20 protein-coding genes and 1 pseudogene are annotated in these 25,143 nt (G+C 39.4%); 11 read left to right on the top strand and 10 right to left on the bottom strand.

Annotation, left to right across the window (positions count from 1 at the left end; genetic code table 11):
* Positions 1–73 precede the first annotated feature (73 nt).
* Both AC5YCE_RS04605 and AC5YCE_RS04600 read right to left on the bottom strand, forming a co-directional pair.
* A complete protein-coding gene (locus AC5YCE_RS04605; RefSeq protein WP_496171219.1) occupies positions 74–1,279 on the bottom strand; it encodes an MFS transporter in 1,206 nt (401 codons plus the stop codon).
* 21 nt (positions 1,280–1,300) lie between these two features.
* A pseudogene (locus AC5YCE_RS04600) lies at positions 1,301–1,732 on the bottom strand (RidA family protein).
* A 66-nt stretch (positions 1,733–1,798) separates the two neighbouring features.
* Here AC5YCE_RS04600 and soxR point away from each other — a divergent pair.
* Entirely contained in the window at positions 1,799–2,281 is a 483-nt protein-coding gene (gene soxR / locus AC5YCE_RS04595) for a redox-sensitive transcriptional activator SoxR (RefSeq protein WP_496171218.1), read from the top strand.
* 54 nt (positions 2,282–2,335) lie between these two features.
* Here soxR and AC5YCE_RS04590 read toward each other — a convergent pair whose 3' ends face one another.
* Positions 2,336–3,262 carry a DMT family transporter gene (locus tag AC5YCE_RS04590; protein ID WP_496171217.1) on the bottom strand — a complete coding sequence of 309 codons (927 nt, stop codon included), beginning with the start codon at positions 3,260–3,262 and terminating at the stop codon, positions 2,336–2,338.
* Between the two features lie 912 nt (positions 3,263–4,174).
* On the opposite strand from AC5YCE_RS04590, the gene AC5YCE_RS04585 reads away from it, so the two are divergent.
* From AC5YCE_RS04585 to AC5YCE_RS04575, 3 genes are read left to right on the top strand one after another with little or no spacing between them, the layout of a single operon-like run.
* A complete protein-coding gene (locus AC5YCE_RS04585) occupies positions 4,175–5,302 on the top strand; it encodes a Re/Si-specific NAD(P)(+) transhydrogenase subunit alpha (protein WP_496171216.1) in 1,128 nt (375 codons plus the stop codon).
* A gap of 11 nt (positions 5,303–5,313) precedes the next feature.
* Complete coding sequence (locus AC5YCE_RS04580) at positions 5,314–5,637, top strand: proton-translocating transhydrogenase family protein (protein WP_004783638.1); 324 nt, start codon at positions 5,314–5,316, stop codon at positions 5,635–5,637.
* Between the two features lie 3 nt (positions 5,638–5,640).
* Complete coding sequence (locus tag AC5YCE_RS04575) at positions 5,641–7,086, top strand: NAD(P)(+) transhydrogenase (Re/Si-specific) subunit beta (RefSeq protein WP_496171215.1); 1,446 nt, start codon at positions 5,641–5,643, stop codon at positions 7,084–7,086.
* Between the two features lie 278 nt (positions 7,087–7,364).
* Here AC5YCE_RS04575 and rsfS read toward each other — a convergent pair whose 3' ends face one another.
* From rsfS to AC5YCE_RS04550, 5 genes are all read right to left on the bottom strand, one after another.
* Positions 7,365–7,769 (bottom strand): ribosome silencing factor, encoded by a 405-nt coding sequence (rsfS, locus tag AC5YCE_RS04570; protein ID WP_496124866.1) that lies wholly within the window; start codon positions 7,767–7,769, stop codon positions 7,365–7,367.
* Positions 7,770–7,881: 112 nt separating this feature from the next.
* Positions 7,882–8,664, bottom strand: a complete 783-nt coding sequence (locus AC5YCE_RS04565) for a hydroxypyruvate isomerase family protein (protein WP_496171214.1) — start codon at positions 8,662–8,664, stop codon at positions 7,882–7,884.
* 84 nt (positions 8,665–8,748) lie between these two features.
* A complete protein-coding gene (locus AC5YCE_RS04560; RefSeq protein WP_496171213.1) occupies positions 8,749–9,615 on the bottom strand; it encodes an NAD(P)-dependent oxidoreductase in 867 nt (288 codons plus the stop codon).
* A gap of 63 nt (positions 9,616–9,678) precedes the next feature.
* Positions 9,679–10,467 carry a crotonase/enoyl-CoA hydratase family protein gene (locus AC5YCE_RS04555; protein ID WP_496124863.1) on the bottom strand — a complete coding sequence of 263 codons (789 nt, stop codon included), beginning with the start codon at positions 10,465–10,467 and terminating at the stop codon, positions 9,679–9,681.
* 245 nt (positions 10,468–10,712) lie between these two features.
* Positions 10,713–13,511 carry a GacS-like sensor histidine kinase gene (locus tag AC5YCE_RS04550; protein ID WP_496171212.1) on the bottom strand — a complete coding sequence of 933 codons (2,799 nt, stop codon included), beginning with the start codon at positions 13,509–13,511 and terminating at the stop codon, positions 10,713–10,715.
* A gap of 152 nt (positions 13,512–13,663) precedes the next feature.
* On the opposite strand from AC5YCE_RS04550, the gene cysM reads away from it, so the two are divergent.
* The 7 genes from cysM to AC5YCE_RS04515 all read left to right on the top strand — a co-directional run bounded on the left by cysM (position 13,664) and on the right by AC5YCE_RS04515 (position 23,717).
* Positions 13,664–14,584: a cysteine synthase CysM gene (cysM, locus tag AC5YCE_RS04545; RefSeq protein ID WP_496171211.1), complete on the top strand. Its 921-nt coding sequence runs from the start codon at positions 13,664–13,666 to the stop codon at positions 14,582–14,584.
* A 27-nt stretch (positions 14,585–14,611) separates the two neighbouring features.
* Positions 14,612–15,442, top strand: a complete 831-nt coding sequence (locus AC5YCE_RS04540; RefSeq protein ID WP_496171210.1) for a 3'-5' exonuclease — start codon at positions 14,612–14,614, stop codon at positions 15,440–15,442.
* A gap of 8 nt (positions 15,443–15,450) precedes the next feature.
* Positions 15,451–16,827, top strand: a complete 1,377-nt coding sequence (gene rlmD, locus AC5YCE_RS04535) for a 23S rRNA (uracil(1939)-C(5))-methyltransferase RlmD (RefSeq protein WP_496171209.1) — start codon at positions 15,451–15,453, stop codon at positions 16,825–16,827.
* Positions 16,828–16,872: 45 nt separating this feature from the next.
* Complete coding sequence (locus tag AC5YCE_RS04530; protein WP_496171208.1) at positions 16,873–19,179, top strand: RelA/SpoT family protein; 2,307 nt, start codon at positions 16,873–16,875, stop codon at positions 19,177–19,179.
* A 273-nt stretch (positions 19,180–19,452) separates the two neighbouring features.
* On the top strand, positions 19,453–20,958 hold the full coding sequence (locus AC5YCE_RS04525) for a hypothetical protein (RefSeq protein WP_496171207.1): 1,506 nt from the start codon (positions 19,453–19,455) through the stop codon (positions 20,956–20,958).
* Complete coding sequence (locus AC5YCE_RS04520; protein ID WP_496171206.1) at positions 20,949–23,009, top strand: hypothetical protein; 2,061 nt, start codon at positions 20,949–20,951, stop codon at positions 23,007–23,009. The genes AC5YCE_RS04525 and AC5YCE_RS04520 overlap by 10 nt, the downstream gene beginning before the upstream one ends.
* A 12-nt stretch (positions 23,010–23,021) precedes the next feature.
* Positions 23,022–23,717, top strand: a complete 696-nt coding sequence (locus tag AC5YCE_RS04515) for a hypothetical protein (RefSeq protein ID WP_496171205.1) — start codon at positions 23,022–23,024, stop codon at positions 23,715–23,717.
* Positions 23,718–23,780: 63 nt separating this feature from the next.
* Here the strand turns inward: AC5YCE_RS04515 and AC5YCE_RS04510 are convergent, their stop codons facing one another.
* Both AC5YCE_RS04510 and AC5YCE_RS04505 read right to left on the bottom strand, forming a co-directional pair.
* Positions 23,781–24,221 (bottom strand): hypothetical protein, encoded by a 441-nt coding sequence (locus AC5YCE_RS04510; RefSeq protein WP_496171204.1) that lies wholly within the window; start codon positions 24,219–24,221, stop codon positions 23,781–23,783.
* A 78-nt stretch (positions 24,222–24,299) separates the two neighbouring features.
* On the bottom strand, positions 24,300–25,076 hold the full coding sequence (locus AC5YCE_RS04505; protein ID WP_496171203.1) for an SDR family oxidoreductase: 777 nt from the start codon (positions 25,074–25,076) through the stop codon (positions 24,300–24,302).
* Between the last annotated feature and the right edge of the window lie 67 nt (positions 25,077–25,143).

Genomic DNA, 25,143 nt, shown 5'->3' with positions numbered 1-25,143 from the left:
TAAAAGTCATCCAATAAAAAAAGCCTCAATCGGGGCTTTTTCTAAGATCAAATGATCGAATTTATCTCGGCTTTCAAACAATATTGTGACGACGAACAAAACGAAAATCGAGTGTTGCAAAAAAAGCAGTACATATCACTAATCCCACACCAACCAGACATGACATTGCCCACCCCCCATGATGCCATGCATAAATACCTAAAGCAGAACCAGCAGCGCCACCAATAAAATAAGAGGTCATATAAATCGAATTAATGCGAGACTTCGCATCTGGACTGAGCCTAAAAATAATATTTTGATTACTACTGTGTACGGATGCGAGCCCTAAATTAATCAGACCAAAACCAATAATGTAGCTGATCAGGTAATACTGCCCGAGATAGAGAAAAATCCAGCTGATTCCTAATATCCCAATCCCAGACCAAGTGATGGTTTTGGTATAGCCCTGATCTGCAAATTGTCCAATTTTTTTAGTCGATAAAGCGCCAAATATTCCAACCAAAGTCAATAACCCGATCATCACATCAGAGAGTTGAAAAGAGGAGCTGAGTAGGATGGCCATGGTTGAAAACAAGATACTCATAGTGGCGAAAGCAAAAGCACCAACACATGAACGGAAGATTAAACGTGGCTCATCTTTCAGTAGTTTTCCCATCGAACGAAAAATACTGGCATAGCTCATTTTACTGGTTTCAATATAAGGGAGTCTCAGATTGAGCACCACTGCCACCATGAGCATAAGTATGCCACTGACGATATAAATCAATTTCCAATTGAATAAATTGGAGAGTAAGCCCGCTAAACTCGTTGAAATCAGAATACCCACAAGTAAGCCACTCATCAGTAGACCGACCACTTCACCTGTTTTTTCAGGTTTCACTGCCATGGTCGCAAAAGGAATCAGAATTTGAGCCGCGACAGAGAATAATCCTGTGATGATTGTTCCAATCCAAAGCATTTCAAGATTGACTGAAAATGCACAAATAAATAATCCTAATGAGGCTAGAAACATAAGGAATGGAATGAATTTAGTTTTATTGAGGATGTCACCCATTGGAACAATGAACAATAAACCAAGTGCATAAGACACTTGGGCAAAGGTCACATTCAATGCTACATCAGAGGCAGGTGCTTGAAAGTACAGCTGAATAGAGTTGATTAAAGGTTGTGAATAGTAGTTTGCACCCGCACAAATACCACAGGCAATTGCCATTAATAATAACAGCCCTTTGTCCTGACTAATGTCTTTTTGATTGAGCTGATCGAGGTCATGCTGCATCTTTATATCCTTATGATCACCTTAAGCACAATAAGCTGTTGCTTCAATCTCAATCAGCATATCTGTCGTCGCTAAACAAGGAACAGGTATGAGCGTACATGCTGGAAAGTTTTTATCTTTCCATATTCTATTCATTTCACGAATCAAAAGCTGATGTTTTTGTGAATCATGATCCACAACGAGTATTCTCAAAACGGCAATATCTGAGAATTTTGCATTGCAATGATCTAGTGCAATTTTAATATTATTAAATGTGTTGATCAGTTGTTGTTCAAAACCGATAGCGCATACACCATGAATATCCTCACCACCTTAACCTGCGATATGAATAATCCGTGAGAAATTTTTTACTTCTGCAACATGACTATAAGCATAGGGAATCGGGTTGTATAAAGCCGATGGATTGTAAATATTCAGGATGGAATTTTGCTTACTGTGATTAGAATTTGACATGAGAAGGTGACATTTAAAAGATGATGAGTGATTATCAAAGCTCTAGTTAACTTGAGGTCAAGTGCTGTGGGAGAAAATTTAGGACAGTGGCTCAGTATTGGTGGATTGGCGCAACGTAGTGGAGTGTCAGTCGCAACCTTAAGGTTCTACGAAGATAAGGAACTGATTTGGAGTGTACGCACAGAAGGTAATCAAAGACGTTATCAGCGTGCTATGTTGCGACGCATTGCGATTATAAAAGTTGCACAGCAGGTTGGGATTAGTCTAGCTGACATAAAACAAGAGTTTGAAAACTTACCCAGACAAGGTGTGACTGGCCAAAAAGATTGGCAGAAGATGTCGAAGAGCTGGCATACACTGTTAGATGAAAAAATTATCAAACTGCTACAACTGCGTCAGCAATTGGATTGGTGTATTGGCTGTGGTTGTTTATCCATGACAGAATGTCCACTTCGCAATCCAAATGATGAGCTAGGGAAGCAATCCGCAGGGGCACATTTTAATAAAATATTATTTGAGCTTGATCATGAGCGCTTAATCATGAAGTAACTGTTCAACTTTCATTACTGGACAATTCAGTTAAATGGATTAAGCCATTCGTGATTAACGGCCAAGCTTACTTTTTGACAACGAGATAATCATCACGCCAACAATATTCAGTGCACAACCCAACCATTGGATGATATTCATTGATTCACCCAAAAATAAAGTCGCTAAAATAATGGTGAGGATCGGTCCAATTGAACCAATCATTGCGGTTTGTGAAGCCCCAATTCGCGCGATACTTTGAGCGACCAATAAGGTTGGAATGACCGTTACGCCAATACCTAAAGCAACGCCATACCAAATTACGACTTCAGGAAGTTGCATGAGAAGTTGTACAGGACTTGGTGTCGCAATCAAGTAATGTGTAAGTGTTCCCAGACATGCCACACTCAAAGCCAAACCTGTAAAGTTCCAAGAGCCAAATTTTTGAATCAGTTTAGGGGTAAACAAGAGGTAAATCGCAAAACACACAGCACTAGCAAAAACCAAACTTGCACCGAGCCAAAAATTACTTTCATGTGGGACGTTGCTTTGCTCTTGCCACATCACAATCACGGTTCCGCCATAGCTGAGTGCGATGGCAATGATGCTTTTAAGGCTTAAAGCTTGTTTATAGATAAAGCTTGATGCCAACACCGTTAAGGTTGGATAAAGAAATAAAATAATTCTTTCTAATGATGCACTGATATACATCAAGCCTGCAAAGTCTAACCAACTTGAAATATAGAAACCGAGTAAACCCGCAAAGATCAGAAGGAGCCAATCTTTACTATTCAAATTTTTGTTGTGATGACGATTGAACCACGCGATGAGTAAGAAAAAAGGCAAAGCACTGAACATACGTAAAGCCATCAGGACTGTGCCATCAACCAAACTCGATAACTCATAAGCCTGTTTAATGAAAATAGCTTTGGTACTAAAAAGGAATGCGGCAGAAAGAGCGAAGACTGAGCCCAGTTGAGTGCTTGATAATATGACTTTCATTTGGATCTACAGTTTCTCTATTTAAGTATTTTAAGCCTGGAGTGAAATTGAGTGCCATTAGAATGGCTATTCAGTATATGAAGTTTTGATCCAGCAATAAAATAATAAAAGCTGATTTAGTCGATAGCAACATGGTATCTCTTTTAAATCTGAATCTTGTAAATCTAAGTCTTTTCAATATTGTCGCTTGATTCAGAATAGGGTTTTAAGGTTTGATTTGATCATTTCATCTAAATCACTGATTATTTTTCGCACCAATTTGGTTCAAAAAATACAATCTAGTGTTGAGTCATCATCAAACAAAATGCAGAAACAAATTAAATGCATCAAATTGCGATGAATAGAAAAAAACACTGATTATTTCTTGTGCGGTTTTAATTTTCATTCTCTCAATCAAAAAAGGCAAAACATCAGAGTTAGATCAATTGACCCAACTGACAGCAATGTGGCTTTCCAAAAGTCATGTTGAATTATCTTAATCATAAAAGAAATGTCATTAAAGCAAATGGATAGTTTGACTAAGACTGAAACGTTGATCACATCTGCTTTCAGCACTTTTTTAAGCATTGGTATTTTTGTCTGAAAAGTTTAAAAAAATGTCAGAAAGATCAATTTACAGTTATAAATAGTCTTATTTACTTTATTAAAATCTACACAGAATAGAAATTGATTAATAAGTGATCTAATTTAAACCTGTTTGTGATAATTTTTCGTCAACAAATACATATAAAAATATTTTTTAGATAAAAAAATGTGACTTCACCGTTCGAAATATCCCCATTTATTAAATAAATACTGGGTAGTATTTTAAAAAAGTTCAATTAGAATCAAAAAATTCGTATGAATTATATCCAGAGGGGAGCATCACAGGTTGTGATGTTTACTTAAGAAAAATTAGCTTGAGGAATGCTCATGCAGATCGGAATCCCTACTGAAACTGTCGTCGGTGAAACTCGTATTGCTGCGACGCCAGAAACAGTCAAAAAATTAATTGGCGCGGGTCATAGTGTCGTCATTGAACGTGGAGCAGGTGTAAAAGCTGCTTATATCGATAGTGCTTTTGAACAAGTTGGTGCAACAATGACCGACGACGCATATACAGGTAGCCAACTCATTTTGAAAGTTCGTGCACCACAAGCGTCTGAAATCGAAAAATTATCAGCGAATACATCCGTCGTTGCAATGTTTGATCCCTACCGTAATCCCGATTTAGATCAGTTTGCGAGCAAGCAGATTTCTGCATTCGCATTGGAACTTTTGCCACGAACCTTATCTCGTGCGCAAAACATGGATGTATTGTCATCTCAAGCAAACTTATCTGGCTATAAATCAGTATTACTTGCTGCGGCTGAATATCAACGAATGTTCCCCATGCTGATGACGGCTGCAGGTACAGTAAAACCTGCACGTGTGGTGATCATGGGGGTAGGTGTGGCAGGTCTTCAAGCGATTGCCACCGCAAAGCGTCTTGGTGCAATTGTTGAAGCGACAGACTTACGTCCAACTGCACGCGATCAAGTGGAATCACTGGGTGGTAAATGGTTAGACGTGCCCATGTCTGACGAAGAAAAACAAAAAGCTGCCGATGCGGCTAAAAATGGTTACGGCTGGATGCCGGGTGAACAGTACATTCAAGACCAAGCCGTGATCGTGGACAAAGCAGTATCGAATGCCGATATTGTGATTACAACTGCACTTTTACCTGGTCGTAATGCACCGCGTTTAATTAGTGCCACAACTGTTGCCAAGATGAAACCAGGTTCTGTGATTCTAGATATGGCGGTTGAGTCTGGCGGTAACGTCGAAGGTTCTGTGTGTGGTGAAAATGTCGTGACGGCAAATGGGGTGAAAATTTTGGGTATTCCAAATATTCCAGCGACTGTATCCACAGAAGCTTCTGCACTCTATGCACGAAACGTATTCAATTTCGTTGAAACGCTTTTTGATCAAGATAAAAACTTCAAAATCAATCAAGAAGATGAAATTCAAAAAGCATTGCTTGTCACGCATGGCGGCCAAGTGCTGTTAAAACGTGGTTAAGGAGACTGATCATGGTTGAAACAATTACAATTTTTGTGCTCGCAATCTTCGTAGGGTATTACGTGGTTTGGGGCGTTACACCGGCACTTCATACACCGCTTATGGCGGTGACCAATGCACTTTCTTCAATCATTATTGTCGGTGCGATGATTCAAACTGTTGGACTTCCAATGGTGGGCGTTGAAGGCAGTGTGGATTTCCAAACCATCAATGTCGTGAGTGTTCTAGGTGCGATTGCTGTGTTCTTGGCAAGTATTAATATTTTTGGTGGCTTTGCAGTAACTGCTCGAATGCTAGAAATGTTTAAACCTAAGCAAAAGAAAAAAGAGGGTTAATTCATGGAAATGATTCGAGAATATGCGGATTGGTTCTACCTGATCGGTGCCGTACTTTTTATCTTAACTTTGCGTGGTTTATCGGGTCCTAAAACTGCGATCCAAGGGAACCGCTACGGTATGATCGCAATGGCGATTGCCGTGTTAACCACGTTCTTTGTTGCTGACAAACCAGTGGTTTGGATGATTGTTGGTGCAATGGTGCTTGGTGCGATTGTCGGTATTGCACGTGCGCGTACAGTGCCAATGACACAAATGCCTGAAACAGTGGCTTTGATGCACTCTTTAGTTGGTCTAGCTGCGGTATTGATTGCGATTGCTGCGATTATTCACAATAACAAACTGATTGAGCTAGGTCCTGATCTTCTTGCTGCTAATGGTGTGAATTTCCATGAAATGAGCCGAGTTCATTTATTTGAACTGTTTGTAGGCTGTTTTGTCGGTGCGATTACCTTTACAGCATCGGTCTTCGCTTATGGTAAATTAGCTGCTAAAAAATGGGCGAAAACTATTTCTGGTGGATGGGTTAAACCCGTTCAAGCGGTCATCTTTATCGCGATGCTTGGTTTCGGTGCTCATTTCTTCCTAACAGGGCATATGAATTCTTTCTGGGCGATGACAGGTCTTGCACTTGCCTTTGGTTGGGTTTGGATTGCGCCTGTAGGTGGGGGTGACATGCCGGTAGTGGTGTCATTATTGAACTCATTCTCTGGTTGGGCTGCGGCAGGTATTGGTTTTACTTTAGAAAACAACATGCTGATTGTGGCAGGTTCTCTAGTCGGTTCATCTGGTGCAATTCTATCTTACATTATGTGTAAAGCCATGAACCGCTCAATCATCAACGTTTTGTTCGGTGGTGCGATGGGTGGAGCAACTGCACCAACAGCGGGTGCCGGTGAGCAAGTTCAACGTAACCATCGCTCTGGTTCTGCAGATGATGCTGGTTTTTTAATGTCAAATGCGGACAGCGTTGTGATTGTGCCTGGTTATGGTATGGCGCAAGGTCGTGCACAGAATGCGGTTAAGGAACTCGCAAACTTGCTTAAAGAACAAGGTGTAACGGTTCGTTTTGCAATTCACCCAGTTGCAGGTCGTATGCCAGGACATATGAACGTATTACTTGCAGAAGCAGATGTTGCTTATGAAGATATTCTAGAAATGGATGAAATCAACTCTGATTTTCCTGCGACAGATGTAGTCTTGGTGATCGGTGCAAATGACGTGGTGAACCCTGCGGCAAAAGATGATCCAAGTTCTCCAATCTATGGCATGCCGATTCTTGAAGCGCATAAAGCACGTACGATTATGGTGATCAAACGTTCAATGGCAACAGGTTATGCGGGTCTGGATAATGACTTGTTCTATAACGACAAGACCATGATGATCTTTGGTGATGCGAAAAAAGTGGTAGAAGACATGACTAAAGCCATCAATGGTACGGGTCACTAAGACTTTAATTTCCTAATGTAATGAAAACCACCTTCGGGTGGTTTTTTGCGTTTTATGCCAAGTTGCAGGGCAAAGTATTTCCGAAATCTCAGGATCTTGATTTAAGACATACCTTGTAAATGATTGATGGCATCGAAGCTGAAGAGATAGTATATAGCATTCTCATTAATCGAGATTATGCCTCAATATCGTTAGCAGATTAAAATACCAAGATTACACCAAATTAAAGTCATAAAAAAAGCGACTTCAAGAGTCGCTTTTTTCATTCATGTGCGTTTTTAAGCTACAGGTTCTGTAGCAGCATTGCGCCATAAGCTTTCTAAGTCGTAGAATTTACGTGCTGTCGGAAGCATGACATGAACAACAACCAGACCTAAATCAACAAGGATCCATTCTGCATCGCTTTCACCTTCGATACCGATCGGACGGAAGCCAGCTTTACGTGCTTCATCAGCCACGTTGTTTGCTAGAGACTTCACATGACGTGTAGAAGTACCTGATGCAATCACGATAGCATCAGCAACGTTACTAATTGCTGAAACTTCAATCGTAGTAATTTCTTTCGCTTTAACGTCTAGCAATGCTTCTTTAACAACAGCCAAACATTGTTGAACAGATTGATTTTGAGAATTCATTGAGAGTTCGTGAGAATTAGAAGCGCCGGGCGATGGTTCTAAATTCATGAGAAGTGTTTTGTCCTGACTATAACTCATCTTTCACTATAGCGCTTTTACAGCAAAATTTCAAATTTAGTGGATAAAACCATCAAGCGATTCTCTAAACCCATTGAGCCATTTAATTCGAAAAGTATTTATCTTTCCAATCAAATGAAGTTTCAGACGTTGGGGTGGGTTTATATTCTGCCCCAACAAAACCTTTGTAATTACTTTGATTTAAATATTCAAAAATATCTGCATAGTGAATATCACCGGTATCAGGTTGATGACGATGAGGACAATCTGCAAATTGGATATGACCTATAGATTGAATATTCTCTTGTAATGCTTCGAGGATATTTTCATTCATCATCGCCATATGGTAGCAATCAAATTGCATTTTCAAGAAAGGATGATTGACGGCTTCGAGCATTTCTTGTGCTTGAGCAATATTCTGAATCAGAAAACGTGGCATATCCGTGCCATTAATCATTTCAAATACGGGTTGAATGTTATTGTCAGAAAGCTTGATTGCACCAAACTTTAAATTTTCAGCCAAAGTGGTCAAGCAAGGGAGAAGGTCAGCATCTTGAGGCTGCTTTCCCGCAAGAATATTCACCGAGGACACTTGTAAAGCAGTGGCATATTCAATCGCACGTTCTACCGCTTGTGCAAATGCAACTTCTTGACCCGGTATTCCCGCAAGTCCATTTCCACCTTGCATCAGATCACCTGCTGGGACATTGATCAGACAAAGTCTAAGCTGGTGCTCATCTAATTGCTGTTGAATGGTGGCAATATCTAATTCATAAGGAAATTGGATTTCGATATTCTGAAAACCATGTTTTTTTGCCAATGCGAAACGTTCAACCAAAGGAACTTCAGTGAAAATCATCGACAAATTGACAGCCAGTTGAATCATGAAAGTATTCCTTTGTTTATTTATAAGTTGAAGCATAAGTTAAAGCAGATGAAGTCGTATAGCCATGAACGATGGAAACAGTAGCTACTTTTCAACGTGTTGAATGACCGTTGCTAAATCATCTTCAGCATGACCGAGTTGTTGATGCGCTGACAATTGCGAAAATGCTTGTTTTGCAACAGGAATGTCTAAATTAAATTGTTCAGCAAGCTTTAGGGCATTGTTTAAATCTTTGGATAAAGTTTTCACTTTCCATTGCACAGGTTCAAAAAGATGGATTGCCATACGTGGCGCAAGTATTTGAAAAGGCTTTGAGTCCGCAAATCCATCGGCCAGTGCAGGTGCAAGTAAACGTGTATCCACACCTGCTTGACCCGCCAGCGCTACGGCTTCTGCAATGAGCGTACTGTTAGCAGCTACGATCAGCTGATTACAGATTTTGGTTGCTTGCCCTGTACCTGTGTCGCCCATCCGTGTAACACGTTGAGAAAGTACAGTGTAGATCTCGCTCAGATTTTCAATCACATGGGTATCACCACCCGCGAAAATCACCAATGAACCGTTTTCAGCACCTGCTGTTCCGCCTGAAACAGGGGAATCAATCCAAATGACATTTTTAGATTTTGCTTCTTCAGCGAGACTTTTGGTTTTATCCACAGATAAACTTGAGAAATCCACAATCACCTGATGTGCAACTAAATGGGGCTTGATCAGATTCAATACACTTTGCACCGCATCATCATCAGATAAACACATCAGTACAACAGGGTAGTCGCCCACCTCTTCTAAATTGAGGAATTTTGCACCTTGAGACAAAAGCGGATCACATGCGGATGCAGTACGATTCCAGACGGCCACTTTAAAGTCGGCTTGAAGCAGTCGAGAAGCCATGCGACTTCCCATTAAGCCCATGCCTAAGAATGCAATTTTAGTCTGTTTGGTGTAGCTCATAGCAACTCTTCCGTGATTCTGATTGTGCGATTAAGTGAGATGATGTGAAACACATCATTCTGTCTATTTGAATTGGCGCGGTAAAAATTGTACTTCAGGATGTTTATCTTTTTTACGGGCAATTTGACTGTTTTTACCCAAAAGTAATTTGAGTTGCCAAATTTTTTCTAGACGCAGTGATTTTCTAGGCTGATGTTGCATTGCGTCGAGTACTTGTTTGACGGCTGCTAAAGCATCTGGTGAGCGTTGTAACATTTCTTCAGCAATGGTTTGAGCCTTCACCAAAGGTTGATCATCTAAATGCGTGACCAATCCAATGTCTTTTGCATAATGGCCTTCAAAAATGCGTGCTGTTAATGACAGTTCTTTAGCAAGATCAATACCGATCACACCTTTAATCGAGCGTGTTAATCCCATATCAGGCACGAGTCCCCAACGTGTTTCCATAATCGACATTTGCGTTTTAGGGTGTGCAATACGAATATCGGCTGCCAATGCCAATTGCATACCCGCACCAAAGCAGTATCCTTCAATGGCTGCGATCACAGGTACAGGGAGTTCTTGCCAAATGAGAAAAGCTCTTTGAAATAAACTTTGACCGGGTTTAATTAACTCCCAAGCCGCATAAGCACGATTTTTAGGATTATTCAGATCAGCAAGGTCGATACCAGCGCTAAACACTGATGCCTCACCTGTTAAAATGACACAACGAATAGTGCGGTCTTTTCTAATTTTTTTAGCGGTATCCACCAATGCCTGAAGTAAAGCAAAACTCATGGCATTACGCTTTTCTGGGCGGTTTAAATAGACTGTCGCAATACCATTATTTTTTTCAATACGTAATAAATCCATGATCCCTACTCGTGATTATTGTGTTATGCATCAAGCATAGCATGTGTCTGATTGGCATACATGACAGCTGAGTCATCTGTCCTTTTTCTAAATGCTAGGCTTCCAAGGACTTAAATAAAGTAAATAAGATGATGCACCTTTAAAGCTTATTGCTTAAGAATTCATTCTCAACGCAACACAACTAAGCAATTAAAACTGATTCAAATTAAAACTATTTAAACTTTTAACCATCGAATCTAAAAACTTTAAAAAATTTGTTGATAGGCCATTTCAACATCATGAATCGCATGCTTCATTTTTTCCAAACGTTGTAGCGTTTCAGCAATGAATTTTTCATCGGCTTTACGTCTCTCTTTTCTCAACGTAGAAACAAATTGCTCAAATTCACCTGTAATCATTTGGAGTTGAGGCGTGCCTACATAACGTGTTGCTCCGTATAAACGATGCAGTACATGCTCAAGTTGAGGGTAATCTTCCATCTCGATTAACTGCTCAATTTCATTTAGCTCTGTCGGGAAACTGTCGACCAACATTTTCAATAGGTCTTGCGCTAAATCTTCTTTATTTGCTGCCAGTTGAATACATTGTTTCCAATCTAAAATATTAGGATCAAGCGTATCTAAGCGACTCGATTTTTCTTGTGACTTTAAGGGTTTTACAAAATTATCACTGGTCCAATGAGTCAAAATTTGAATAATTTGATCCATCTGAATTGGCTTGGTCACATAGTCGTCCATGCCGACTTTGAGTAATTTTTCTTTTTCATCGGCGAGGGCATGAGCAGTGAGAGCAATAATCGGCATTTTCATGCCTTCAATGGTGGATTCTAATGAACGAATCGCACGTGTAGTATCAATCCCAGACATCACTGGCATTTGAATGTCCATAAAGATCAAATCAAATGGTTCAGCACCTTGTTGAATGCGTTCTTGAATGATCTGTAAAGCCTCTTGCCCACTTTGAGCCTTGGTTGTTTTGACATTAATATCGCCTAAAAGTGCCTCAAGGACGATCAGGTTGGGTAAATGATCATCGACAGCTAAAATATTAAGATCAAGGGCTTTGAAATCATCATGTTTTTCAGCTTCAAAGATAGGCTTATTGTCTAAAAGTTGAATCAGCGAAGAACGACTTAAAGGTTGATATAAAGGGCGTGCTTTATATTCATTGAGCATATTTAAGTCGAGCGACATTTGATAGCCATAGATGGCAATATGTCCTTGATAGCGACCACGGATTTCACGTAATAATGCTTGTGTATCACCACTGTGGTCGACAATCAGCCATGTATTGTCGATATCAATATTTGAAGCGTTTAGACGGCTAAAGAGATCTAAAATAGACGCGGATTCAATATGCTCAACTTGATAGTTTTCAAGATAATGACGTAATACATTGGCAGTCGCAGGGTGTGCCAAATAAGAAATGACTTTCAATTCAGGGTATTGTGGATGAATGATCTCTTCTTCATCCACCTCAAATTGTGCAGTAAACCAAAAGGTTGATCCTTTTTCTGTAGGCGCACGTTCCTGATTGTCTTCAAAGCCAATTTGCCCATGCATTAAGCTGACCAACTGCTTTGAAATGGCTAAACCTAAACCCGTACCACCAAACTGACGGGTAACTGAGGCATCACCTTGTGAAAAGGATTCAAATAAGCGTTTACGATCTGTACCGCTTAAGCCAATGCCACTGTCTTGTACACTGAAATGCAGATGACAATGTCCAATATCATCATGTTCCATTCGTGCACGAACAATAATTTCGCCGTCAGGGGTGAATTTAATGGCATTGGAAATCAGATTGGTCAGAATCTGTTTAAAACGTAAAGCATCACCAATGACGTGTTGCGGTACATTATCAGCAAAATAAAAAGCCATATTAATATGCTTTTGCGCGGCCAAAGGTGACAGCATATCCATCACATCAAAGATGGCTTCTTCTAAATCAAAAGACGCTTTATCCAGTTCAAGCTTTCCTGCATCAATTTTACTGAAATCAAGGACATCATTAATCAATGCCAATAAGTGTGCAGATGATTTTCGAATGGTTTGTAAATATAGACTTTGATCATTACTCAAGTTGTCTTGGCGTAACAACAAATGAATAAAGCCATCAATACTATTCAGAGGTGTTCTTAACTCATGACTGATGTTGGCTAAGAAGACCGATTTGGCTTGATTCGATGAAATTGCTTGGTCACGTGCTTGTTTATAGGTGATGTTTTGGACTTCAAGGGTGTCGAGTGTACGACGTAAATCATCTTCAGTTTGCTCAGTATGTTCTTTGAGTTCCAAGAAACTGAAATGTAATCGTTTAACAACGTTGGCAATATCTCTTTGTAAAAGACGAAGCTCCCCTGTACTGTTAATGACCATGTGTTGATCAAGCGTATCGGCATTTAATCGTTGTAATTGCATGCGAATTTCATACATAGGGGCAATCCAACGTCTTGAATAAAAATTCAGGCACAGCAGTAACAACAGTAAGGTCAACAAACCTGTTGTGATGAGCACGACAAACACGCGATATTGAGAGATCGCAAGCGGCTGATTGTCCAGTTCGATCACTAACCATTTTTTGTCAGGATGTGTACCATTCAGTTGAAGTCCATAGAGATTACTGTGATCTGATCTGATTGGACCGAAAAAACTGCCTTTAGTCGGTGGTCTAGGCCAAGTTCGTTGATTTTGATAGCCTAAACCTAAGTAGTTTTTTTGTTGTTGATCGACAATTGCAACGCTCAATAAGTATTTTTCATTGAACATATTTTGCAAAATACTTTTCGCGCGATCATGTTGTTGCTGAGAAGGAGATGATTCTAAGATTACAACGACTTGCTCTGCCGTATATTTGTAGCGGCTTAATATGGCATTGGCTGCGAACTTTTGTTCAGATTTAGCTGAGTTGCTGGTTTCAGATAAAACCAAAGCAGAACCGACACTGGCAAGTATCGCAATCGGTACAAAAATCAGTGCAATGAGCTGACCATAAGCATGGTTAAGTTTAAGGCGTTTGAAGAGTTTGTTGTTGAAATTCGACATGTATTAAGCGGCTCATTCCCCATGCAAAGAATATTAGCATGCTTTATTAAAAATGCTTGCGCTTTAATCACTTTCGATAAAAAGCCTGTGAAGTTAATGCAGTTAGATTGATTTTTTCATACAATAGCCGAACCTCGATCTAGGTATGAATAATGAGTAATACACAACCTGATTTCTTAGCAGACGAATTTTTGTTAGACCATTATGTCGGAAGAACGCCGCTAGTAAGGTTACAACGTCTTGCAAATCATACTCAAGCAACCGTATTGGCTAAATTGGAAGGCAACAACCCAGCAGGTTCCGTGAAGGATCGTCCTGCATATAATATGATCATGCAAGCTGAAAAGCGTGGACAAATTAAACCGGGTGATACGTTGATTGAAGCGACGAGTGGAAATACAGGTATTGCTTTAGCTATGGTGGCTGCAATGCGTGGCTACAACATGAAACTCATTATGCCTGCAAGTTCAAGCCAAGAGCGGAAAGATGCGATGCGTGCATATGGCGCTGAGCTGATTGATGCTGAAAATATGGAACAAGCGCGTGATATGGCGCTACAAATGGAGAAAGACGGCTTAGGTTTAGTCTTAAACCAATTTGGAAATCCTGATAATGTTGAGGCACATTACCTGACGACAGGTCCAGAGATTTGGAAGCAAACAGGTGGTAAAATTACTCATTTCGTGAGCTCGATGGGAACCACGGGCACGATCATGGGGATTTCAAAATATTTAAAAGAACAAAATCCAGAGATACAAATTATTGGTTTGCAGCCTTCAGAAGGTTCAAATATTGCGGGAATTCGCCGTTGGCCTCAAGAATATCTTCCAACGATTTTTGATGCCAAACGTGTTGATCAGATCATGGATATTCCACAAATCGAAGCCGAAAAAACGGCACGTCGTCTTGCACGTCAAGAAGGCATTAGTGCAGGAACGTCTTCGGGTGGTGCAGTGTGGGCATCGATTAAGATTGCTGAACAGAACCCCGATGCCGTGATTGTGTGTATTGTGTGTGATCGTGGTGACCGTTATCTATCAACAGGGTTATTCTCAGTTGTTGATGAAGATTAATCGAAAAGATTAAAAAAGAGAGTATATATGCGTCTTCCAGTTTTAGTGTTCGATATAGAAACCTTAACTGATTTAAAATCGGGGGCGCATTTATACGGCTTAGATTTACCCGATGCTGATCTTGAAAGTGCTTTAACGAAACTGCGCCGTCAAGATTCAGGTTCGGATTTTCAGCGTTTGCCTTTGCATGAAATTGTGTGTATTTCAGGGCTATGGATTGATGAAAATGGGGCGATGAAGCTATTTTCTTTTAGCAGAGAAAATTTAACTGAAGCTGAAATCTTGAAAAAATTTCTATCGATCTTTGATAAGCGTAATCCGACATTAGTCAGTTGGAATGGATCACAATTTGATTTACCTGTGATTTTATTCCGAGCAATGTACCATGGCTTATCTGCGCCAAGTCTGTTCGATCAAGGCGAAATTGATACGCAAAAGCGTTATAATAACTATCAGAACCGTTATCACCATCGTCATATTGATCTGATGGATATTATGGCGATGTTTAACGGTCGTCATTTTCAAAAGTTAGATGATATTGCACATTTACTTGGCTTTCCGGGTAAACGCGGACCATCTGGCTATTTAATTCCAGAGTATGTGCGTCATCAACAATGGTTAGAAATGACCAGTTATTGTGAAGGCGACGTACTCAATACTTGGTTGGTCTATTTACGCTATCTTCTACTCAAAGGGCAAATGTCTGCTGAAGATCATCGTTTATGGATTCAAGCCACGATTCATTATTTACAGGGTCAACCACAGCAAGAAGAATTTTTGCACATGTGGAAGACCAATTCACTTCAAACTGATTTTACATCATCAGATTTTCTGACTCAGTCTACTCATCAGCATTAGGTAATCCTTTGAAACATAGCGCTCCATCTCGCCCATCTCAACTTCCACGTTATACTTTTCAAGTTGAGAGAATCTCACATGAGGGGCGAGGGATCGCACACTATACGGAAGGGACAGATCATCCAAAGGACAAGCAAGGTAAGAAAGTATTTATCCGTTATGCTTTACCTGGAGAAACTGTCGAAGCTCAAATTACGCATCAAGCCAAAAAATTAGAAGAAGCAGATTGTGTGCAATTGGTGAGTGAACCCAGTCCATATCGTGTCGATCCAATCTGCCCACATTTTGGATCGTGTGGTGGATGTAGCATGCAACACATTCACACCGACGAGCAAATTCGCGTAAAGCAAGACGTGCTCAAATCACATTTAGAACATTTTGCAGGAATTCAACCACGGGAGTGGTTAGCGCCCATTCTTTCATTACGATCCGATTATCGTCATAAAGCCCGTATTGGCATTCGTTATATTCCCAACAAAAATAAATTACTGATGGGTTTTCGAGAAGCGCAAAGTAACCGACTCACTGATATTCAAACGTGTAAAATATTAAATCAAGGGCTAGATCAAGCACTTCCTGAGCTACGCGCATTACTCGAAAGTCTAAAAGGCAAATCCGACATTGGTCATATAGAATTAGCCAAGGGAGATGAGGATACTGCTCTATTGGTCCGTCATATCAATAAATTGAATCAAGATGATGTCAACCGATTAAAGAAATTTGCGTTAGATAAACAGTGGCAATTGTATTTGCAGCCGAAAGGAATAGAGAGCTTACATCGTATAGATGATGCTCAAGCGGAAATGCGTTTGCATTATCAATTACATGAATTTGATATTAAATTTTCGTTTAAGCCAACAGATTTTACCCAAGTTAATCCAACAGTTAATGCCCAAATGATAAAGATGGCATGTGAATTGCTACAGTTAAAGTCAGGTGAAAGAGTGCTCGACTTGTTCTGTGGTTTAGGTAATTTTTCTCTACCATTGGCGCGTAAAGTGGGTAGAGAAGGGCTTGTTGTGGGGGTGGAAGGGAGTGAAGAGATGGTGAGTCGCGGTACAGAAAATGCACTGAAAAACGGCATCACCAATGTTAAATTTTACTCGCAAGATTTAACACAAGACTTTTCGCAACATTCTTGGGCAAATCAAGGCTTTGATGCACTGTTAATTGACCCGCCTCGTGCTGGAGCAGAAGAAATTATGAACTATATACCTAATTTTGGTGCAAAAAGAATAGTTTATGTTTCTTGTAATCCTGCTACATTAGCAAGAGACGCTGGTATTTTGGTTCAATATGGATATGAACTTAAAAAAACAGGTGTAATGGATATGTTTACCCACACGGGACATGTTGAATCTATTGCTTTATTTGAAAAAAGTTAAGTATTTGATTGAGAATAATGAAGAGTAGATTGATAGGAGAAGGGTATGGTCACAGTACGTGAACAGTTGCCTGGACGACTCACTGAGTTGTCTGAGGAAACGTCTGTAGAACATGCCGCTGAAGCGCAATTGGGACTAGCAACTTGGCTAGACCGTGCGCGTGTTATTTTGGACGGTATAGAACTTAAACAACTAGAAAAAGTAGCTCAGTCGGTACTACAAAAGGAACTTGAGTCGACGCTAAATCATAAGACCAATACCTTTGCCACAGGCCTGGGAATGGCGGATATTCTTGCGCATTTACATGTAGACGAAGATACGCTTTCAGCGGCAATGCTTTATCGTAGTGTCCGTGAAGGCATTACCTCGCTTGAAGAAATTAAAAAATCATTTGGTGAAAATGTGTATAACCTCGTCAAAGGAACTTTGGCGATGGGTAAACTTTCTGAATTGATTGAGAAAAATAAGCGTTTAGAGGATCACTTTAATAACAACCAACGTGAGCATTTGACCGGTATCTATAAGATGCTGATCTCTGTCACTGAAGATGTTCGTGTTGTATTGATTAAGTTGGCTGAACGTACTTTGGCACTTCGTGAGTTGGCTGATGCATCACGTGAACGTCAAGAACGGGTAGCACGTGAAATTCTAACGATTTATTCACCTTTAGCGCATCGCCTAGGGATTGCGCAGTTAAAGTGGGAGCTCGAAGATTTAGCCTTCCGTTATCTTGCACCAGAACGTTATAAAGAAATTGCATCATTGCTCAATGAAAAGCGTTTAGAGCGTGAACAATATATTCAGTTTGTGGTTGATCGTCTCAAGAATGAGCTTTTAGATCACGGTATTGAAGCTGAAATCTCTGGTCGAGTGAAGCACATTTATTCGATTTATCGAAAAATGAAAAGCAAGAATTTAAGTTTTGATCAGCTTTACGATATTCGCGCTTTACGTGTATTGGTCAAACAAGTGCCTGAGTGTTATCACACACTTGGTATTGTTCATCAGATTTGGCGCCATATTCCACATCAATTTGATGACTACATTACTAATCCTAAAGCCAATGGCTATCGTTCATTGCATACAGCGGTGATTGCGGAAAATAAATCTTTAGAAATTCAGATTCGTACGCATGAAATGCATAATGAAGCCGAGCTTGGGGTGTGTTCTCACTTCAATTATAAAGAAGGCTCGAAAGCAACCGATTATTCATTTAATCATCGCTTACATTCTTTGCGTTCAGTGCTCGAACATTATCAAGAGCGTAATGAGTCAAGTGGTCATCCCAATGAGGATGACACAGAGAGTTTTGATCAGCTTCAAGATTTTGAAGACTTTGAGAAAATTTATGTCTTTAGTCGCGATGGTGATATCAAAGAATTGCCACGTAATTCGACGGTTCTAGATTTTGCTTATCACGTACATACTGAAGTTGGGAATAAGTGCTATGCCGCACGAGTGAACCAACGCTATGTACCACTGACCTATACATTGAAAACAGGTGAGCAGGTTGAAATTTTAACCAAGAAGGATCGTGAACCAAATCGTGATTGGTTGGTAAATTCTTTAGGTTATATTAAAACTGCGCGAGCAAGAGATAAATTACGTCATTGGTTTAGACAACAAGATCGTAGTAAGAATCTTGAAGTGGGGCGTGAATTGCTTGCAAAAGAGCTTTCACGTCTTGCGATTCACCCAAAGAGTATTGACCTGAACGATTACTGTAATCATTTTAATGTCAAAACAGGTGAGGATATTTTAGTTTCATTGGTGAGTGGCGATATTAGTTTGCACGCACTGATGAATCAAGTGAATCGTCATATGCACTTGGATCAGGATGAACCTGAACTGGTGTTGAAGCCGACTTTAAATCCACGTGCAAGCCATACTTTGTCTGCACATGGGATTTTAATTGATGGTCTAGATAATGTTGAATTGCATATCGCACAATGTTGTCAGCCTGTACATGGTGAGTCAATCGCAGGATATATCACATTAAATCGTGGTGTGAGTATCCATAAAGTTGCATGCCCTGATTATGTGCGCATGATCTCACATGAGCCTGAACGTGCTGTTGAGGCGGATTGGGAAATGCAACCCACACGTGGTCAAAGTGTCCAAATCGTGGTTGAGGCTTATGATCGACGTGGCTTGCTTAAAGATTTAACGCAGGTGATTTTCTCAGATCAAATTAATATTCGTCAGGTGAATACCATTTCTGAAATGGATGGTATCGCGAATATGAAATTATTGATTGAGGTTAAAGGCTTAGCCCAATTATCGCGTTTGTTAGCTCGTCTGGAGCAGCAGCCTGGAATTATCAGTGCAAGACGTTTAGTTCAGGGTAATTAACTGGCTTAAGCTATTTATAAAAAAAAGAGCGATTTATCGCTCTTTTTTTATTTTAAAATTTAAGATGTATATTTTTATTATTGTTTAACAGACTCTTAAGTTAAATTAAATATATGATTTTTATTGAATTTTATGTTTTTGTTTTGTTTATTTTTGTATAGTATTGCCTTGATTATTATTTGATTATTATTTGATTATTCACTTGAAGTTTTAATTTTTTAGAATTCAAAGAAAAGTTGGATTTTGAAAATAAATTAAAGAATGGAATATTGCATGAAAAAGACATTAATAGCATTGGCATGTACATTTGGATGTAGTTTGGTTCAAGCGGAGATCATTAAGGTAAATGGTGAAGGGATAGCAAAAATAATAAAAAAAGATCCGACTGCAACGCGTAATTTAGCTTTTCAAAATGCAAAAAAAGATGCTGTTATTGCACTAATAAAAAAAGTGAATGGTCCTCAAGCGCTGCATGATGCAGAACCAATGTTGAATGACATTATCAAGCAAGTAGATAATCATTATGTTTCTAATCGTGGAAGTACGACCAATGCTGATAATGAGCTGATAACTCAAATCAGTTTAGAAATGGATGATCAGGAATTTCGTAGTATTTTAAATGATATGGGTTTGGCAAAGAAAACCAGTCGTACCAGTCCAATCATGATCGTGATGGATGAGTATTTTGGTGTACCTAGAGATAACTCAAAACCTGTTAAAGAATTTACCTCTTATTTCTCTGACCGTAGTTATAGCTATGATGAAAATGCAAGCTATGATGCAAAAGCCAATGCAAAAGCAAGTTCGAGTGATGCTTATTCCTCAAAAGGCCGCGCTGCTAGTTCTTCTGGTTATGCTTATGGCAATTATTATGGTGGAGGTGCTGGCGGAGCTTCACAATCAGCGAGTTACAACGAGTCAGCTAAATCAAAAGCTTCAAGTAGCTACAATGCTAGTGAGTCAGCAAGATATAACCAATCAGAACGTCAAAATGATATCCAAAGTTTTGTAAAATATGTCGAATATCAAACGCCAAGTACTAAGGCTGAGCGGGATAATCAAACTTTAAGTGCTATTTCGTCAGCAGCATCCAAATATGATTTGCGATTACTCGATTCAGATGTATTCAAAAGTCAGTATTTGAATGGTCGTAGTATGACGATTCAACAACTTACCAGTGATGCTGAACTTAACAAGTTGGTGGTTGCAGCACGGAAAGTGAAAGCAGATTGGTTCATGGCGGGTAGTTCTTATATTTATGATCGTGGTCGCTCAGATGTAACAGGACAGTTTGTATGTGATGGTGCAATTAGTTTTAAGATTTATTCTGTCAATGATTCAACCTTATTGGGCGGTGAAACACGGACCGAGTCTGCATCTGGGGCTACTACAGATACATGTCGAACCAATGTCGCAAAAAAATTAGGTGAACTTGCGATTGGTACAGTTGGACCACAGATTCTCGGCTATGCAAAAAATCGTTCTATGTATGGAAAAGAAATCACGATATTCGTAAAAAGTATTTCAGGAAATGTTTCAACGCGTCTAGGGGATGATTTATATATAGCACTGGATGATATTGAGGGTGCTGAAGATATTGATATCCGGACCCAAGATGGAAAACTGGTTGAAATGACCATGATTTATAAAAGTGATAAACCCATTACAGCAGAATTAGCCAAAGTATTACGAAAAGTTAATCCAACCTTATCTAATGCTGAGCGCCTACAGGCAGGAAATACCATTACTTTATGTATTGGTGGCACCCAATGCAAATGATGAAGAAATTGTTGCTGTATACATTGCCGCTATTTATTTCTACATGGGCTCATTCAGAGATTCTGATATTCCCAGCAAAGGGAATTTATGGCTTAGAGCAACAATGTAGAGAGAATTCTGAAATCTATAAGGCCAATGATTCATCTATTGTATGCAGCTTTAATCAAGCTGTATCTAATAATGTTATGCGTCAGCAGACCGATCAAATGTTCACATCTACACTCAAAAAGAATTTTGCTGATCAGGTTGTAGACACAATTTCTCAGAACACGAAACATAGAACTTATGTGGCCTCATTAGAAGTAATACGTGCGAGTGAATATGTGGTTCAAAAGGAATCAACTGCTGAAATCTTTCTTCCAGTCACTATAAGCTTAAAGCTTACAAATATTCTCACTGGAGAGGTGATCTATAGTGATAGTTCGACTTTATCTCAGCCAATACAAGTTTTAAGTACTGATCTTGATACACCTGAAACGCGTTTAGCAGTTCAAGAAAAATTCCAAAGCACCATGTTGACCTTAACTCAGCAAGTAAGCGAATCACTCAAGCATAAATTAAAGCTCACAGAAATTGAAACGAATGTAATTGATCAGTGGAAATCCTATTTGATTTTGGATAAAGGTTTCAATCACGGTATTTCGATGCAGGATGAATTGAGCTCGAATGAAGGGGATCTGATTCGAATAGTACATGTAGATAGTGACTATGCTGTTGCATTGCCTGTGTTGATGCAAAGTAATAGTAAGAAATTTGTGAAAGTTGTGACCAATACGCGACAGTCGATGAATAAGCCGAAAGCATTACTCGTCGATGTACTGACTTATCAGGGTGAGTCTAAAGATCTGATTGAACAAATTTTTTCGGATGCTGTTGGTGAAAATGCAGCCTTTACATTAACGCCTGTAAATCATCGTTACAGTACGTTAGCGCAAAGCATTAGTGAGCAGACTGAGCTTGCTCAATTGAGTGATATTAATCAGCGTGATTTACCTGAATTCTTTGTAAGGGTAACGGTTATACCGGTGATTACATATCATCAGAAAATTGGTCAGATTACCCAACAACAGGTTGCGCATAGTCAAGTTTTTGCTGAAATGATTGATCGATCTGGTCGCGTAATATATTCAGCTCAAGCATCTGATGAAATTAAAGAAGTGATTTCGGAGGGGATGGGTTTTTCGATTGAAGCTCGTAAAGAAATTGTATTAAAAAATGCTCTGATCAAATTGGGTGAAAAGTTTCAGTCTGGGATTCAATTTACCCGATCTGATTTAAAGGTTTCGAGTGCGAACAATCAAACCATTCAAATAGATGATCAGGGAGATCGTTTAACGACAGGAATGAAAGTTCATATTTATCGTAAAGATAAAGCCGCAGGACGTGAGGTTTTGATTCCAACTTGGGAAGCTACGGTAATTGAAAAAAATCGTTCAAAAGTTACAGCTCAGCTTGATTTTGCAGTAAGTCATAGTGATCGACTGCCAGTGAGATCTGGAGATCGGGTATTACTCGATAGTTCAGCACCTGTTGGTGACTCGAAAATGTCCAGAGTATTATGTCCCTCTCTGCATACTGAACAAATCGGTGAAATTCCTTTTTATGGTTTTGGACCATTGATTTATCACGCATTTACGAGTCAATCAAAACATCCTTTTTATGCAACAGGTTCAGGCTTCAAAGGGCAAACTTTGTTTAAAGATGCCGTGTTTAGAATGACCGAGAATGCAGGGTTTAAAAAAGAGATGAACCTAAAACTGCATATTCCTCAAAATGATTGTCTGCAGCCTGTATTTAAAATAGAAGTGAAACAAGACAGCGTAAATTGCAATGCTCAAAAAACTCAGTGTGATGTGACACTAGTTATGAGTAGTGGTGCGAGAAGATTTAATAGTAGTGCTGTAAGAGTGGGTGCTTATGGGTTGCAGCAAGAAATTAAATTGGAAGGAATAGATCTTCATCATAAAAATGAAATGTATAACATTCAAATGTTTAATGCCTTACCAAAAATTTTAAATCAAGTCGTTGAAAAAGCAGATGCGACACAATAAGGAAATGAGTCAATGAATAAAGTGGTACAAATACTTGCGATTACAATGTGTTTTACATCGGTTCAAGCCCAGGCAAATTGGGGCTCTTTAAGTAGTTTAGCATCGTCACTTACTGAATCTGTGACAGGTGTTTCTTCTTCAAATATGGATCTCGCTGGATTTGTTAAACAAGCTCAAGCGACGAATCATATGTTTATGGAAAGTCGTACTATGCTTGCCTCATTGATTGCGAGTAAAAAGGACTCAGATGAATTAAAAACTAAATTAAAGAGCCTACAAAACACTTCAGACTTGAAGGAACAAAAGGCTCTGCAGAAAGAAATTTCAAAACTATCTGATAGTGTAATTGAGGCATCTAAGAAGGACGAAGCAGGGACACTTGAAAAGTTATCAACCTTAGATAGTAAGCAAAAGAGTTTATTACTTGGATCGATGACCAATTTTTTTATTGCAGGTCTAACTGCACGTGAACTTGTCGTTAATGGTAAGCAGATCTCAATTGGTTTGATCTCCAATCCTATGAGTTTATCCAACACGGGGCTTTCGCTTATGGAAACACGAGGTTTAATAAGTGATATTGGTGGCATTGCTAAAAATTCGACACTTGCTCTTGTAGAGTATCCAAAGCTTTTGAAAAAAGCGGGTATCGAGTTCAAAGCACCTGAATCCTCTGCATCCAAGCCTGTTGATATTAGTAGTTTTCTATAAGCTAAAAAGCCTGCAATTGCAGGCTTTTTAAATACTGATGAAAGTCAAAATATTAATTAAGACTTAGATCTTGCATTTCTTAGAACCTTGGTAGATACCAATATTGTCAACGTTAGCTTGCGATGCTGCTTTGATTTGCTGTTGTAATTGAACATTACCCGCTTCAGAAGTATCTTTCTCACCCGCTACGCTGTTCGCCACTTGCCCCATTTTAGTCGCTTTTTCAGAGTTACCACCAAATGTAGACAGTGCACTACCAGCCATACCAGCCCATTTGCTCAAAGACTTACCTGGAGTTTGAGTTGCTGCCGCTGCAATGTTTTTATCAGCAGCTTCTAGGTTACGCTTAGCATTCGCTTTTTCAACAGCAAGTGTTGCGCAGTCCATTGCTTTAAGTTCAGCAGTGGTATGTTGCTTTGTTAAACTCTGTGTCTCGCTCGTAGAGTTTGCAAATGCTGTCGATGTAAGCGCTGTAGCAAGAGCCAAAGTAATCATTTTTTTCATTTTATATTCTCATAAGTAACGCATTGTTATTAAAAGCCCTGGAGGGCGAGAGAATATTACATAAATGTGACGAAGTTGTCATTTCTTTTTACTTAAAAATAAATTGCTCAATCTATTTATAAATTGAGGACTCATGCGAGAGAGGTGAAACATGGCTTCGGCTTTGAGACCAACAGTATGATGAGTCGCAGTAAAAATTGAATCTTTCAGTATTACAGTTTTAAAGATTTGCTCTGCAACATCATCCGGCGTGAGATTAACCCCCATATTTTGAATCGTTCCTGCATCCATATCTTTTACCATTGCCGTTTGCACAAAGAGTGGCATGACATCTAAAACTCGGATTCCATATTTTTCCCATTCGACATCTAAACCTTCAGTGATCGAACGCACCGCAAACTTGCTTGCCGAATAAGACACTAAATCTGCTTGGCCATATATAGCTGAAGCTGACGAAAGGTTAATAACTCGAGCAAAAGAAGCATTTTTAAGATAAGGAAATGCGGCATGACAACCATTAAGTACGCCATTCACATTGATATTAATGGTTCGATGATGCGCCTGAATGTCCGTAGCTTCGAAAGCACCTGAATACAGAATCCCTGCATTATTGACCAGAATATTGATTTCGCCAGCCCAGTCACTGAACTCTTGTAATGATTTTTGCCAATTTTCATAATCGGCGACATCGAGTAATCCTGCTTTAGCATTTGCCCCTAATTCAGATGCTAAATTCTGCGCTTGAACAGTATTGATGTCATAAATACCGACTTTATAACCTTTCGCATAAAATAATTTTGCAACTGCTGCACCGATACCTTGTGCTGACCCACTGATGAAAATACTCTGTGTCATTTAAATGTCCTTGTTTATTGCATTGTTGTTTTGACTTGTTGTTCTGAGCATAAAACGAGCATTGGCT

The organism is Acinetobacter sp. CY79 (assembly GCF_059515845.1).
The sequence above is the reverse complement of the archived record's forward strand: the minus strand, read 5'-3'. Positions and strand labels throughout refer to the sequence as shown.